The sequence below is a fragment of the Flagellimonas sp. L-11 genome, from assembly GCF_056857735.1.
The window spans coordinates 13,715-26,718 of the sequence record NZ_JBSXNR010000042.1; the positions used below are offsets into that span (position 1 = coordinate 13,715).

Consider the following 13,004-nt stretch of genomic DNA (forward strand, 5'->3'; position numbering starts at 1 on the left):
TATGTTGTGGCAAGATGCAATACATACCGCTTTAAACCTTGATAATGGTCAACCAAAGGTAATATCAGACCATACAGGAGTATTGCTGCACGATAGCTTTACAAGCTACCTGCAAGAGCATGGCATCAGCTTTCAGCTTTGCCATACCGTAGCGGATATGTTGCCTTTGAGCAATAAAACTGAGCCACAAATCATACTGACCACTGTAGAGAAAGTACCTGCATTCATCTGCAACGATAGAGAGTGTAAATCCTTCCACTTTAAAGACCTGCCCATCAATGGGGATGCGTACAAGGCATTGAATCAATACGACACGGAGCAAGTCATTCAGCTTTTGGAAGTGGTTTATCTTACAGATAGACACAAACCAATCAACCAAATCCATATTGACACGCTCTTGGCTAAAGCCAATCGCTTACAAGCTGAGAAGCAGTTCAATGCCTTGTTGGAACAGCTCAATCAACTTACCAGAGAAGAACCGGGCATCAATGGTTTAACAGAAGCAAGTGCGGTATTAGGTCAACTCAGCTACTTGAGTTACGCCAGGGGCAAAGTCATTGAGCAAGAAGTTTATGAGAAGGTAGATCAGTGGAGCAAACCTTTTTTTGTGCAAAATGGCATGGAGCAGGTATTCTATGCTTCTACACCAAAATGCCCTTTATCAGTAGACAAAATCATTCCGCACCTAAAAGCCAACAAACACGAGAAAGTTGCCATTCTCTGTTTAGACTGCATGGGCTTTACAGAATGGAACCTACTCAAAGCCCATTTGGTATTGGATGAATCGACAAGTGATGAGAAAGCTGTTTTTGCCATGTTACCTTCGGTAACAAGCATTTCACGCATGGCTATATATGAAGGCAATCGTGAAGTGTACAACCAAAAAACACCGGGCAGAACAGCAGAAGCCAAAGCGTTAACCAGCAACTTTGAACCAAAACACACCACCTACTTAACTGAGAGTGATACAATCACCGCAGACAAGCTGCTTGGTTATGATGTGGTTTCTATTCTCTACAATTTCTTTGATGAATTGGCACATGCTGTTCAGTTTCCACCGGGAGTAGAGGACAAAATACCTTACCTGAATGCGGCAAAAGACTACTTACAGAAAAGCAGTATCAAGCAAGACATTCAGCTACTCAAAGAAGAAGGCTATGCCATTTACCTCTGTTCAGATCATGGATCTATAGTCGCCAAAGGCAATGGCAAACGCATAGAGAAATACCTGATAGATGGCTTTGCGAAAAGAGCAGTCATCATTCAGGCAGACAATTCCGAGCTATTGGATATGGAGCAAATCAACATTCCATTCGAGAACGATAAAAAAGTGGTCCTACCAGAAGGTAGAACTATGTTTACATATAAAGACAAAATTGAAGTGAATCACGGGGGCATCACTTTAGAAGAGATGATAGTTCCTTTTATAAAATTGAATTGATGTTAGGATACGACAGACCACTGAAGCCCGAGTGGATATATAAATCATTGCGCATGGTAGAACCGGGAAGGAAACCCGAAGAATTCTTTGAAGCCTACAATGACATTGCCACTGAATTAACAGGAAAAGACGGGAGAAGAAAAACAAGAACGGTACTGTTCAGAACCTTTATTTACAGCCTCCAAGAAAGTAAATCCACCATTGAAGACAACATACTTATACGGCTAACCAAGGAGCATGATTTTCAGTACATGAAGCCCATTTACATGGCTATGTTCATGATGCACTATGATATTTTGAAATCCTTTACCAAAACCTACTTCCAAATCTTTGATGCTTTGCAAGAAATTAGCTCTACTGCACTTACAAAGAAAATGACAGAATCCTTTGGAGACTCCGAGATAGTAAAGCGTTCCACCAGAGCGTTTCTCAAAACACTTTCAGACTTCCACATTATTGAACCAATTACCAAAACCAGCTATGAGCAATTAAATAAAGCCACCATTTCCAAAGAACAAGTGGCAGATATTCTAAAGCTCTACGCTGTGGTAAACCACACCAAACAAATCAATATTGGAGAGTTTGACAAGACAATTCTTGCCTATTATAACGCACCAACACTTTCAGAAGTAGCTCACTCTTTTCACGCAAAAGATTGGGAATATATCAAGGGACATAATCGAGAACTTTTAATGATGAATTAATGCCAACGCTCAACAGCAACACATATTGCCAGATTGGGATTCTGAAATAATTGGAATAACTGATTTCGTTGCTAAGGAGTTGGCAAAAGGTATTATACAGCCACCAGACGTTCTTATTTTAACACCAAGAAGAAAGATAGGTTATCGTTTACGAAATAGATTGCTAAATAAAGAAATCCCAGAAAAACTTATTTCCGAGAATCCATTATTGAACAGGCAAATGTTCAAAGAGCATTTTCAGTGATGAATTTTACTGCAAATCCTGAGGACAAAGTTTCTTTAAGGTTTTTATTAGGTTTTGATTCAGCAGATTACAGAAAAAATCAATATGCAAGAATAAAACAGCTAATAATTTTTATTGATAAATGTCCTAGCGTTATTCCAATGTTTTCAGTGTCCCCAAGAGGCCACTGTCCCATTAGCGTGCTAAAAATCTCCTCTGCAAAAAACGTAACATTCAATTTATCAGAAATTTAAGGCACACAACACAGCCTTGGCGTGTTGTCGTCTTGCTCTACCGCTTTTCCAAAAAGTGGAAAACCGCTACGACCTGTAGCCGTTGGCCCCAGCGTTTTAGGGCAGTCTATGAATTTTCAAATTTTTAGGAGTGACTATCTCTTGGGACATGAGGTATCCCATTGATTTTTTTAAAAGTCTCCTAGCCCTTTGTTTTTAGGCCCTTTACATTGTCCTATTCCAATGGGACATCATTAGTATGGAATGGAAATAATCAATTCTTTAGAATCAGTGCTTAACTTATTGAACCCCACTCTTGGTGTCTTGGACTGATTTCTTGGAATAAATCTGCATTACCTTCTGCATATCCTCCCCTATTTTCTCCTGTAAGACCCTTGCATAAATTTGGGTAGTTGAGAGTTTACTATGTCCCAACATTTTTGATACCGTTTCAATCGGGACACCATTGGACAATGTTACGGTTGTCGCAAATGTATGTCGGGCCATGTGAAAGGATACGTTCTTGTATATCCCGCAGGCCTTTGCTATTTCCTTTAAATAGGCATTGGTCTTTTGGTTGCTATATACCGGCAACAGACCGCTATCCTCCATTGGTGCCCCTTCATATTTTTTCATGATCTCCACAGCCTTGGGCAGCATGGGTATCTTTACAGGTTCATTGGTCTTTATCCTTTTGGTATAAATCCAATAGTTACTGTCGATACCTTTGCTGATATTGTCCTTGGTGAGAAGCTTGATGTCCATAAAGGTGAGTCCTGTATAGCAACTGAAAAGAAAGACATCCTTTACCCTTTCCCTACCTATGCTCGTGAAGGTGGTATCGTCAATCAAATCGATCTCTCTTTGGGTAAGATAGTTTCGGTCAAATTTGTTAAAACGCAGCTTGAAGTTTCTAAACGGATCTTTGTCCAGCCATTCCAACCTGACCCCCAATCGCACAACCTTCATCAAGCGTTCCAAATGCTTCATGGTGCCATTGTTGGTACAGGCCTTCCTGCTCTTCTTTGGTTTGAAAGTCCTGATATAGTTTTCGAAATCCAAAATGAACTTGTGCTTTAGATCGCTGAGCGGTACATCACTGGTCTTTAGTTTGGTAGAGATATAGCTCTTTAAATATTTTTCTGTGGAATAGTAATTCTTCATGGTCCCAGGCTTTAGGGTATTGACCATGTTTGTATTGTGGTATTCGAAAAGTTCCAAAAGGGTATGGTTCACTTCGTCCTCCCCGACATACCTAGCCTTGATCAATTTTGCCGTTATCAATGCCCTTTCCATGTGCAACTCCCTATGAACATTGAGGATTTCCCCATAAACGGTATCGAGATATGCGTTCAGATCTTCCATGGTTCTGCTGGTCGGGAACGCTTTTCCCCGCATTTTATCCCAATTGCACACCGGAATGTCCCGTTTGACACTGATTTCTGCACGCTCCTTTTTGACCGTTACACGTACATATATATCGTATATGCTCGGGTCATTGCGCTTTTTCCTGACGAAGAAATTGATTCCTAAAGTACTGTCTGTCCGCATGTTGTAATCTTTTAAGTTGAACAATTGTCATTGGTCGGACTGCCCTTTAACCTCGATAGTTCATACCTAAAACTACAACAATCTGTGTACCAGTGTGCACACCTTATTGCACACCAAAAACTTGGTTTTAAATGATATCAGATGGAATCATAAAAAATGAAAAGCACTGATAATCATACAATTAACAGTGCTTTGTTTCTGCCAAAATGGCGGTTCGTCGGGATGACTGAATCATCGACGAAATCTTATCGTATTGAAAATCATTGTTTTAACCCTGCAATCCTGAAGGTATTCCCGTTTAGAACACGGAAAGCACAAAACAACTTTTGAACACAAATTTTATGTGTTGATGATAACTTAAAGATACAATAAATTCTGTACTGAAAAGTATACCATTTAATTCTTATTTTAAGCTGACAAAAATTAAAACATGGAATTTAGCAAGGAGGAAATCAAGAATGCCTATATCAAATTAAAGTCATATGTATATTATGACAATACCGACTTACCACTTAGGTCACAACTGGTCGAATTTGAAACAAGTATCGGAAAAGATTTCCTGTTTAAAAATCCAAGCTCCCACTACAATATCGGACAGGACGTTTTCTCGTATAGGACAAGATTTACAATTGAAGAAAAATTCGAACGAATAGCCCATGAATTGAATTCATTCCATGAGAATCCTGAATTTTTCGATTCACTCCTTTCCAAGATAGGGATCAATTTTTATCCCAAAAAAATTAGGCCCGAAACCGAAGAAAAAAATTTTATAACAAATATCAAGATTAAGGACGAATATAATGTGGAGAGAGTTACCCCTTTCATTCGTGCCCCGCTTGAATTGCATATTGTTTCCGTCCTATGGATAATGAAATTTGGAGTCAGTTTAGATGCAAAATTAAAAGATGAATGCTTAGGCAATCGTTTACTACTGAATAAGGACAAGACGGAAATTGTCCAAGGATCCGGATTGTTCAAGCCATATTTTACCCAATACCAAAAATGGCGAGATGATGCTGTAGAAATCGCAGAAAACCTGATAAAAAAAGGGAAAAATGTGGCCTTTATCAATTTGGACATCAAAGATTATTTTAGCAGTGTCAGAATCGATCGAACAGAATTATTTGATGGACGTCGGTACAAACCCATGAACGAGCTTTATAATCTCAAAGAAATATTTCTAAAGATTCATGACAACTATACCGAATTACTATCTGGGAAATATCAAAGCCCATATAATTTTCATTCCCAAATGGTTGATCACAATGGCGAACTAAACAAATGTGTTCTTCCCATTGGATTAGTCTCGTCATATGTTCTTGCAAACTCATATCTAGGTGAATTTGATGAAAAGACAACAAATTTCATAAAGCCGGCCTATTATGGTAGATATGTAGATGATATGTTATTTGTTATTTCTGATCCAAAACCGGGTTTTAAAATTAATGACCCCAATGAAGCTTTAAATTTTGATATCTCCTCATATAGAGATCTTAACCCTTCTAAAATTGAGGAATTTATCCTTGAGATTTTTTATCCGATAATAGATCTCAAAAAAATTAGTGTGTCAAAAGAAAGACATGAGAATGTTTTTACGCTCACCTTATTTGATTCACTAAATTGCCAAAGTGAAAAGTCCTTGGTTCACTATTTTGATTCAAAAGAATCACATCTTGTAATCGATAGATTAAAACAGGAACTTGATGAAAGAACCAGTGAATTTAGAGATTTTCCTGAAGAAGATGAAAGTGACTTGTCATTTAAGTCAAGTGCATATCATCTCTATTATGATGGCACAGAAGGAAAAATTCGAACCTTGAAGGACTACAAGGAAAACAGGTTTGGGTTGACTGTATTTCTTTCAAACAAAATATTTAGTGCGTTGCGACATGAAAACCATCTCTCCGATGAGGAATGCGATCAGATTGTAAATTTTTTTAAGGGTGAAACCTGCCTTACATTTTACAGGCTTTGGGAGCGAATTTTAACTTTGCTACTTGTCAATAAGAAACCGAAGCACTATGTTGAATTCTTCTTGCATTGTTTTGATGAAATCGAAAAAATAAAACTTGGAAACCAAGTATCCAAGGTTCAAGAAGTAGACATACAGGATACACTTGTAAAATACTTGGATATTTCGCATGAATTATCACTTTCACTAAACCTTGATTTTTTAACAAAAACAAAGGAGATTGCCCGAAACTTTGAATTTAAACTCAATCATTTAGAAAGAAGCAATTGGTCCTTTCTGTTTGGTAGATTTGAACCCACACGTCCCGATTCCTTTTGGGTTAGAAGATTTCGTAATTCAAATATGATGCGTCATCATTATGTGATACATCCTCTATTGACTTATTCCGAAGCATCCAAAAAAGGTATGTTGAAGGATTTAACAAAGATTGGAATTGATTTCAAAACCTATAAGCTTGATAAAAGTTTACTGAAAGAATCGCCCCGCAGGGTAAAGTTTTGGGAATGCTGTATGTCGATAGCATTCGAATCCATTAGCGCCCAAGGCCGTAAAAAGGAAATAGAAATCGACAATAAGGTTGAAACTGACATCTTTGGAATTAGCCATGATAAAAAATCGAAAAGCGAACATTTTTTTTTAGATGATGCATTTATAAGGTACAAGATTATAAACGAGAGTCATATTCCTTCATATGAATTAGATGAAAAAGATTTCAAGAATAATTTTTATAAAAGGAACAATATTCGAAAAACGAATAGCCCGGTTGTAAACACACAGGAGATTATCGTCGGAAGTGATCGAAAGGGGTCAAAAAAATTCAAAATTGCCTTCGCAAATACCAAAGTAGAGGAAAGCAATATTATTGCAAGCATGCGTGGAACACCAAACATAAGTTCCTCACGATACGATAAATTGGCCAAAATTTTGAAGAAGGTAAGACTTGACGAGAGTGATATCCTATTGTTTCCAGAGTTTTTCATCCCCATTAACTTGCTTTCAAGTTTGGTTAAATATTCGGAGAAGAATCATGTTCTGACCATTACAGGGCTTGAACACGTCAAAATCAAGAACACTGTGTTCAATTTTATAGTAACGATTCTTCCTTTTGAGATAGACAATGTTAAGGATGCTGTTGTCATCTTTCGATTGAAAAATCATTATGCGCATCTCGAGGAATCTCTGATAAGGGGAAATCATCTAAAAGTTGCATCGCCAAAAGAATACAGGTATGACCTTTTTAATTGGGAGAATCTGTATTTCTGCCCCTACTACTGCTTTGAACTGGCAAATGTTTGGCATAGGATCTTGTTCAAAAGCAAACTGGATTTATTAATCGGTGTTGAGTGGAATAAAGACACCAATTACTTTTCAAATATAGTGGAGTCTTGTTCTCGTGATCTACATTGTTACATTGCACAAGTGAACACAAGCCAGTTCGGAGATTCTCGATTGACTCAACCAGTAGAATCAGCACGTCAAAATATATTAAGGTTAAAAGGGGGATTAAATGATGCTATTCTTATTTCTGAAATTGATTTGGACAAAATAAGAGAATTTCAACGGAAGACTTATGATTTAACGCATGCGGAGAAAGAATTCAAACCTTTGCCCCCCGACTATAATGTAGATGATGTATTTAAAAGGATAGATAATGAATCTCTTTTATCCTAAGAGACTCATTCCGATGGAACACTTAAAAAGTTAAGTAGTAATCTACGCCACCGCCCATTGACAGTTATGAACAATGTAAGAGAAAAAATTGATGCAAGAAGTGTTAGAACGCACACGTAAAATCAGAGACCATATCAATCATCCATGGAAGCGTGAACTCCTTTTCAGGGATAGAGTGAAATGGGACAAGGTATGCTCCTGTATGGATGTTTTGGGAGATACTCAACTTGCAATCGACAGCTATTACAATCTCCCTGAGTTTTCAGCAGAGGATGGCGGGTATCTCTATTTATATGGCTTACTCCAAGCTTTTTTTCTTCAACAGGATTCAGCAAATCATCTTTCAATGGCCTTATTCAACAAAGAAATAAATTGGAAGAAAGATTATCCAGATTTGTATTTAGTTAGAGAGCTAAGGAATGATGCCGTAGGGCATCCGACAAGCAGGAATAAAGATAAGTCGTTTCACTACATAGCAAGGTATAGCATAGGAAACAAATCATTCAAGCTCGCTTCCTATTTCCCCAAACAGCAGAAATCTGAACATCGAGATTTTGATTTGCTTGACCTAAAACAGAGGCATGAAAAAAGTATTTGTGACTTACTTGACAAAGTGGTGATGCTGCTAGAACAAGACCTATCAAACCATAAAAAGAAATTTAAGAACATGAAACTTACAGACCTTGTCCCAAATGATTTTTATTACAGTGTAGGCAAAGTGTATGAAGGAATATACAACAACTATCCCTTAGCGGAGTTGAATTTCGGATTGATTAAAAGTGCTTATGAAAACATCAAAGCAGAGATAATCAAACGATACACTTCACTTGATGCACTTTCAGGGGTTAAATTACAAGTAGTAAAACTGGATTATATCGTTTCTCGACTTGATAATTGGATTCAATCCAAAGAACTTTATCAAAATAAGGATGCTGAAGTCTTCATGGACGGATTTGACGATAGGTTTAAAGAACTTGAAGAAATGCTACAAGAAATTGATGTGGAATTTCAAAATTGATTAGCCAATGCTGCTGCGCGCATTGCAATTCTCAACCCAGTATGCGCAAAATATTCCTGATTTCACGAAGTACGACCGCACATTCGACTAGCTCCATATCTAAATCAATCAGATATGTTCATTAAATTGAAGGAATGCAAATGCCAAAGCTGAAAAAATGCTATTGGCCATGCCAAAACTATCTCCAAATTCATGTGCCGTTTTTAGGAATACCGTATCAAGACTTTAACATTTGCCAACACATGGAAAATACTAATGACACTATTAAAACCACAACGAGTATTCAGAGATAGAATTTGCTCGTATTTATTAGGATTTTCATTCTATTTTGAATTAAAAAGGGATTTGGTGCTATCAAACATTTTAAGAACTTCATCATAATAATTCCCTAGAAGTGTAAATTCCCTTACGATTGTGTTCCGATAAACCCTAATCAAACTTTCCGGCATGGAGTAAAAAGTACTTTTAAAAAGCTCAAACGAGTGCAGGTTCTTATTTTCGATTGTGACCGATTCCATAAGATACAATCCTTTAAGGAATTTAGAAGTAACATTGATAACCTCTGGATTGTTGTGTACACTATAAGAGAGATTTTCGAGGCATTTGCCGTAGTAATTCTCATTACCGGACAACAAAGCGAAGAATTCATTTTTTAATGTATCAAGATTAATATCAACACCTATATAGTTGGTCTTTAACAAAAATCTATAAAATTCGGTATCGCACTTGGTTGCATGGAAATGTAGTAAGAACTTTTCAGGACTGATTATATTATTTTTCAATTTCGATTTCGCCTGAAAAAGGTATAATGTACTATCACTAGTTATTAAATGATTATTTTCCCGTAAGGCAAAGTGCATATTGTCCACCATTAGCTTCATAGTTAAATCAGCTTCATTCATATTATCCTCTAACTGATATGCTATGTCCAATTTCTCTTCCACCAAATCCACAACACAATTTTCCTCTATCCAATTCAAAATACTTTCGAAAAAATTAATGCGATTATCTTTGTAATCTTCGGGAACCAAATACCTTTTAATACCCTTGGTATCAATATTAAGACTTGCAAAAGGCCCTCTGGAACTTTTTTCTTCCACAAGTAGTAATTTGACCCAATCTTTGATCAAATATGAAATCTTGAACTTTATTTTGAAATTAAAATCCAGATTCTGTTCGAGTTGATAAAAAAGTAAAAGCGATGTGAAATCTAGAGTAAACTCTGTTTCTTCCAATATAGTTGGGGTAATCAATAGTGGGATAGTAGTAAACTTTTTGTCTCGTTCGTAGGTCAAGGCAAGATAGGCTTCAACAGGATTATTAAAGACGGACCTACTTACTTCAGTAAATCCAATTCTATAATTGTAATAATCGTTTAGATGTTTCTCTCGAATTGCATTCTCTTGGCTTTGTTTTGGGCCGAATTGTTTAACAAGAAAATCTTCAAAATCCTCAATCTTTTCAGGAAATTGAAGTGCTGCAAATCCTAAATCGTTCATTGGGTTTTGGGCTTCCTTTTGTATATCATAATTGAGCTTTAATGCATCATTATAGATATTCAACACTTCAATCACATTTATATTTCCGGTCAACGGTTGTTCGATTGAAAATTTGTCTCCAACTTTTCTGCCTAACAGTTCCTTCTGAATACCAGTCTCCTTGGTTATTTTCACTTCCTCAACTACTCCACTATTTATTGAATATTTGACCCACATCCCTTTTTCAACAAATTCAAATTGCCGAAAAAAATCTGCATTGAACAAATGAGCAATACCAAAAAATAATTTTCTGGCCTCAGTATTGGAAGGCTCTATGGCAAGGTTGTACATTATCTGTGCTCCCTTTTCTTTATCCACCTTATTTCTCAGAAGTAACTTACTCACCTGTATTCCAACAGATACATTTTCAAAATTAGTGGGTGTGGTTTCTGAAACTTCTTTTAATTCTTCAAGTAGATTGAGTTTTTCGAGACATAGTAGGTAAAAAAGCAGATATAATTCATTGTTTGGAAAGGACTGGAACAAAATAATATCGACCTCTTTCAAATTCTCCCAATCATTTTTCGCGAGATTAAGGTTATGTTCAATACCCAACAAATACTCATCCGGCTCTTTACTGTTCAAACGATAAAAGGACAGGAGGTCAAGTAACTCCTTATATATACCCCGACCACTTTCCTTGTTCTTGGTTAGTAATTTTTCGAGCAAGACAATATAAAATCTAAGAGAAGGAGACACCTTCGTTTTATCCAAGTAGGTTTCAATAAATTTAACTGCTTCTTCCGTTCGTCCAATATTATTAAAATTCTCTGCGAGTAAATCCTTATAGTTTTGGTCTAATTCCTTTACCTTAGACAGTTTCGTTAATTTATCAAACAACTCATGCTCATTTATATCCTTAGAGTACCTTATTTCACATGTGATTTGGAATAAATTTTTCAAGTCCTCTGATTTGAAATTCTTTTTAAAGACACTATCCTGAATCTTTTTAAATTCTTGTTCACTAGTGAAAGACGAAAGTGGATTCAAAAAAGCATTTAGAATATTAAACCCTACAGGCTCGTCAATAATGTTGACCGTATTCAAATATTCATCAAAAACCTGTGGAATCCCATCTTTTTTACCTGATAAAAAAAGTAATGAGGCCTTAAACAGGAATAGTTCACTAATCTTTTCACCTCCCTTATCCTCATATTCTTGAATGACCTGAATGGATTTTTGGAAATTTCCATTATGGTTAATGGCTTGACAGTAGGTCATTGTATAAAACCAATTTAACTTTGGAAGTTTCGAATAGATTGTTTCCAATTCATCAAGAAACCTACCTTCTTTCGTACTGTAATATTGAAAGTAGTTGTAAAAAAATTTTTGATGATATATTGATTCTTGAATTTCGGATTCTTCTAAGGGAGCAATAAAGTTCTCTAAAAACTTTATTGCATCATCGATTATATATTCATCTTGAAAGACAAAGTTTTTGCCAGCAACATATCGAATCGGAAAATCATTGAAAATTTTATTGATGAATAGATCCAGTGCCACTATCCACGCGTGTTTATTTTGAAATGTAAGCTTTTTGTATTTCTCAACATCTACACTCACTTTAAGTCCTAAGCGTTCCCATTCCTCGGCAAACTCCCTTTTCGCAACCCCAAGTACCCAATAAGCTATATTCAGCTGGAAATCATAATTTTCAAAAATCACTTTTGGCACCTCTCTTATAACAGATTTCAAATTCTGAGAGGTAATGATTTTAACATACCAGGCATTCAAATTATATTCATCAATCCTAAGAATTTCATCGACGAGTTCCAAGGATTTCTTTTCATCATCAAGATTAAGATATTCAACACAGGCCTTTTCCTTAAGCCTTTTGTCTTCTTTAGCCAAAAGATAGGATTGAATAAATTCGTTAGCAGTAACTTGTATGGGATAATCAAAAAGTTCACTTTTACAAGTAGCCTTTAGGAACAATATTTTACTTTGAATCAAGTTGTCATTTATCCCGTTTTCCGTTATCCTTAATTCAATTTCTTCCAGTAATTTTAGTGCAGTTCTAGGTTTAAAATCATTTATAAGTTGTTCTATGCTCTTTAATTGTTGCTTGTATTCATGCAGTACCAAGGAAAGCCCATCAATTAGGTTTGTAATTTTATCACCAATGTGTACATCTCCGCTTTCGGTAGTTATCTCCCCTTGATTTATATTCTTATTTGTCATATTTATCACCTATGTTCACATCACCGCCTCTAGTTTTTATCTGTCCAGTATTGATATTTTTATAGTTAGTTATGTGGTTTTGGTTCACCGGTAATATTTCAATAATTTCTCTTAGATAGTTCAAATTGGTTGCATTATCCTCAATGGAATTCTCTATTATGGATTTTACAATTAGCTGCTTTTCTTCCTTTTCAGGATTTTCCTGTAATTCCTTTAAGGCTTTTTTAGGGCTGTTATCTTTATAAAGCAAGGATTTAAGCCAATTAATGGCCCCTTCAGAAATTTTTTCTCCAGCTTTTTCAAAAGCACTTTCGAAGCCCTTATGAGCAAGAGTTGTAATTAAAGCTGTTAAAGCTGCGGTTGTTATCATTGGCATATTATTATCTATTTAAATTACAGATTATCTGCAATTTAAAGAATAAACTATCAGAGTTTTCAGATAGACTTAAAATTAAATTGGATTTGACCAAGC

8 protein-coding genes are annotated in these 13,004 nt (G+C 36.1%); 5 read left to right on the top strand and 3 right to left on the bottom strand.

The window, feature by feature from the left end; all coding sequences use genetic code 11:
- Nucleotide 1: 1 nt before the first annotated feature.
- Genes AC13CC_RS06445 through AC13CC_RS06455 form a run of 3 tightly spaced genes read left to right on the top strand, consistent with a single transcriptional unit; the run spans nucleotide 2 to nucleotide 2,389 of the window.
- Nucleotides 2–1,441, top strand: a complete 1,440-nt coding sequence (locus AC13CC_RS06445) for a PglZ domain-containing protein (RefSeq protein WP_482877392.1) — start codon at nucleotides 2–4, stop codon at nucleotides 1,439–1,441.
- Nucleotides 1,441–2,145: a hypothetical protein gene (locus AC13CC_RS06450; RefSeq protein WP_482877394.1), complete on the top strand. Its 705-nt coding sequence runs from the start codon at nucleotides 1,441–1,443 to the stop codon at nucleotides 2,143–2,145. The genes AC13CC_RS06445 and AC13CC_RS06450 overlap by 1 nt, the downstream gene beginning before the upstream one ends.
- Nucleotides 2,146–2,170: 25 nt before the next feature.
- Nucleotides 2,171–2,389, top strand: a complete 219-nt coding sequence (locus tag AC13CC_RS06455) for a hypothetical protein (RefSeq protein WP_482877395.1) — start codon at nucleotides 2,171–2,173, stop codon at nucleotides 2,387–2,389.
- A gap of 512 nt (nucleotides 2,390–2,901) precedes the next feature.
- Here AC13CC_RS06455 and AC13CC_RS06460 read toward each other — a convergent pair.
- Entirely contained in the window at nucleotides 2,902–4,152 is a 1,251-nt protein-coding gene (locus AC13CC_RS06460; protein ID WP_482877397.1) for a site-specific integrase, read from the bottom strand.
- Between the two features lie 430 nt (nucleotides 4,153–4,582).
- Between AC13CC_RS06460 and AC13CC_RS06465 the strand changes: the two genes are divergently transcribed.
- Nucleotides 4,583–7,795, top strand: coding sequence for a hypothetical protein (locus AC13CC_RS06465; protein ID WP_482877399.1), 3,213 nt, complete (start codon nucleotides 4,583–4,585; stop codon nucleotides 7,793–7,795).
- 91 nt (nucleotides 7,796–7,886) lie between these two features.
- Nucleotides 7,887–8,813 (top strand): hypothetical protein, encoded by a 927-nt coding sequence (locus tag AC13CC_RS06470; RefSeq protein ID WP_482877400.1) that lies wholly within the window; start codon nucleotides 7,887–7,889, stop codon nucleotides 8,811–8,813.
- Nucleotides 8,814–9,136: 323 nt separating this feature from the next.
- On the opposite strand, the gene AC13CC_RS06475 is transcribed toward AC13CC_RS06470, so the two are convergent.
- On the bottom strand, nucleotides 9,137–12,532 hold the full coding sequence (locus AC13CC_RS06475) for a PIN domain-containing protein (protein ID WP_330096633.1): 3,396 nt from the start codon (nucleotides 12,530–12,532) through the stop codon (nucleotides 9,137–9,139).
- Nucleotides 12,522–12,902 (bottom strand): hypothetical protein, encoded by a 381-nt coding sequence (locus AC13CC_RS06480; protein ID WP_330096634.1) that lies wholly within the window; start codon nucleotides 12,900–12,902, stop codon nucleotides 12,522–12,524. Before AC13CC_RS06480 ends, AC13CC_RS06475 begins: the two co-directional genes overlap by 11 nt.
- Nucleotides 12,903–13,004 lie beyond the last annotated feature (102 nt).

Excerpts from the sequence above, each read along its gene's own strand:
- AC13CC_RS06480 (WP_330096634.1), bottom strand. The coding sequence starts at position 12,902 with ATGATAACAACCGCAGCTTTAACAGCTTTAATTACAACTCTTGCTCAT.
- AC13CC_RS06450 (WP_482877394.1), top strand. The coding sequence starts at position 1,441 with ATGTTAGGATACGACAGACCACTGAAGCCCGAGTGGATATATAAATCA.
- AC13CC_RS06475 (WP_330096633.1), bottom strand. The coding sequence starts at position 12,532 with ATGACAAATAAGAATATAAATCAAGGGGAGATAACTACCGAAAGCGGA.
- AC13CC_RS06460 (WP_482877397.1), bottom strand. The coding sequence starts at position 4,152 with ATGCGGACAGACAGTACTTTAGGAATCAATTTCTTCGTCAGGAAAAAG.
- AC13CC_RS06470 (WP_482877400.1), top strand. The coding sequence starts at position 7,887 with ATGCAAGAAGTGTTAGAACGCACACGTAAAATCAGAGACCATATCAAT.
- AC13CC_RS06445 (WP_482877392.1), top strand. The coding sequence starts at position 2 with ATGTTGTGGCAAGATGCAATACATACCGCTTTAAACCTTGATAATGGT.
- AC13CC_RS06465 (WP_482877399.1), top strand. The coding sequence starts at position 4,583 with ATGGAATTTAGCAAGGAGGAAATCAAGAATGCCTATATCAAATTAAAG.